The 2113-nt window shown below is 80.5% G+C and carries 2 protein-coding genes; both read left to right on the forward strand.

Translation table 11 applies throughout. The features are described from left to right. Positions 1–659: UDP-N-acetylglucosamine--N-acetylmuramyl-(pentapeptide) pyrophosphoryl-undecaprenol N-acetylglucosamine transferase (locus GD970_RS21300; protein ID WP_319593485.1), on the forward strand; the 659-nt coding region annotated here is incomplete at its 5' end. Next, entirely contained in the window at positions 656–2032 is a 1377-nt protein-coding gene (gene murC / locus GD970_RS21305) for a UDP-N-acetylmuramate--L-alanine ligase (RefSeq protein ID WP_152204880.1), read from the forward strand. The genes GD970_RS21300 and murC, both read left to right, overlap by 4 nt. Positions 2033–2113: the final 81 nt, after the last annotated feature.

Genomic DNA, 2113 nt, shown 5'->3' on the forward strand with positions numbered 1-2113 from the left:
ACCGGCGCGCCGCCGCGACCGCTGCCGCCCGCCGCGCCGCGGGGGCCGCGGCGCTGGGGCTGGACCCGGCCCGGCCGACCCTGCTCGTCACCGGCGGCTCCCTGGGCGCCCAGCGCCTCAACGAGGCCGTGCCCGCCGCGGCCGCCGACCTCGTCGCCGCCGGCGCCCAGGTGCTCCACCTCACCGGCCGCGGCAAGGCCGAGCCCGTCCGCGCCGTCCTGGCCGACGCCGGCCCGCGGGTGGCGGGGGACTACCACGCGCGCGAGTACCTCGCCGAGATGGAGCTCGCCTACGCCTGCGCCGACCTCGTGCTGTGCCGCTCCGGCGCCGGGACCGTCGCCGAGCTCGCCGCGCTCGGCCTGCCCGCCGTGTACGTCCCGCTGCCCGTCGGCAACGGCGAGCAGCGGCTCAACGCCGCCGACGTCGTCGCCGCCGGCGGCGGGATGCTCGTGGCCGACGGCGACCTGGACGGGGCATGGGTGCGCGGCCACGTCCTCCCGCTGCTCGCCGACCCCGAGGCGCTGGCCCGCATGGGCGCGGCGGCCGCCGGGGCCGGCCCGGCCGACGGTGCCGCACACCTCGCCGGGCTGGTCGCCGCGGCCGCGGACGGCACGGCGACGGACGGCGCGGCGCCCGGCGCGGACGGGGGGCGGGCATGACCCGGTTCCACCTCATCGGCATCGGCGGCGCGGGCATGTCCGCCGTCGCCGAGCTCCTGCTCGCCCGCGGCCACGCCGTCTCCGGCTCGGACCAGCGCGACTCGGCCACCCTCGCCCGGCTGCGCGGCCTGGGCGCACAGGTCTTCGCCGGCCACGACGCCGCCCACGTGCCCGCCGACGCCGCCCTGGTCGTCTCCACCGCGGTGCGCGAGACCAACCCCGAGCTGGCCGTGGCCCGCGAACGTGGCCAGCGGGTGCTGCACCGCTCCGAGGCCCTGGCCCTGGCCGCCGAGGGCCGCGACTTCGTCGCCGTGGCCGGCGCGCACGGGAAGACCTCCACCTCGGCCATGCTCGCCGTCGCCCTGCGCGCCGCCGGGCAGGACCCCTCCTACGCCATCGGCGGCACCGTGCTCGCCCTGGGCACCGGCGCGCACCTGGGCGCCGGGCGGGCGTTCGTGGCCGAGGCCGACGAGTCCGACGGCTCCTTCCTCAACTACGCCCCCCGGGTGGCGCTGGTGACCAACATCGAGCCGGACCACCTCGACCACTACGGCTCCGAGGCCGCCTTCCGGCGCGCGTTCGAGGACTTCGCCGGGCGGATCGTCCCCGGCGGGCTGCTCGTCGCGTGCGCCGACGACCCCGGCGCCCTCGCCCTGGCCCGGCACGCCGCCGACGCCGGGGTGCGGGTGCGCACCTACGGCACCGGGGACGCCCCGCTGGCCGACCACGTCCGGGTGGGCGACCGCGAGCTGGGCGCCGGCGGCTCCCGCGCCGTGCTCGCCGCGCCGGAGGGGGAGGTGCCGCTCACGCTCGCCGTCGGGGGGGCCCACATGCTCCTCAACGCCGCCGGCGCGTGGAGCGCGGGCGTCGAGCTCGGCGTGGCCCCGGGCGACATGGCGACGGCGCTGGGCGCCTTCACCGGCACCGGCCGCCGCTTCGAGGACAAGGGCAGCGCCGCCGGGGTGCGGGTGGTCGACGACTACGCCCACCACCCCACCGAGGTCGCCGCCACGCTGCGCACCGCCCGGCTCGCCGCCGCCGGCGGCCGGGTGCTCGCGGTGTTCCAGCCCCACCTGTACTCGCGCACGCAGAACTTCGCCGCCCAGTTCGCCGACGCGCTGGCCCTGGCCGACGAGGCCGTCGTCACCGACGTCTACGCCGCCCGCGAGGACCCGGTGCCCGGCGTGGACGGCGCCCTCATCACCGCCGCGGCCCCCGCCGGCGCGCGGGAGCGCTACGTCGCCGACCGCCTCGACGCGGCCCGCGCCGTCGCCGACCTCGCCCGTCCCGGCGACCTCGTCCTCACCCTCGGCGCCGGCGACGTCACGGAGCTGGGCCCGGTGATCCTCGAGCACCTGCGGGGGCGCGCGTGAGGCCGCCCGCCGCCCCGCGCCAGCCCCGCCGCCCCCAGCCGCCGCGCGAGCCCCGGGCGGGCGGCACCACCGTGGCCCGCC

It is taken from the genome of Georgenia thermotolerans (assembly GCF_009193185.1).
Classification (GTDB): Bacteria; Actinomycetota; Actinomycetes; order Actinomycetales; family Actinomycetaceae; genus Georgenia; species Georgenia thermotolerans.

What these genes read in the sequence shown, in the direction of transcription:
- murC (WP_152204880.1), top strand. Translation starts at nt 656, where the DNA reads ATGACCCGGTTCCACCTCATCGGCATCGGCGGCGCGGGCATGTCCGCC.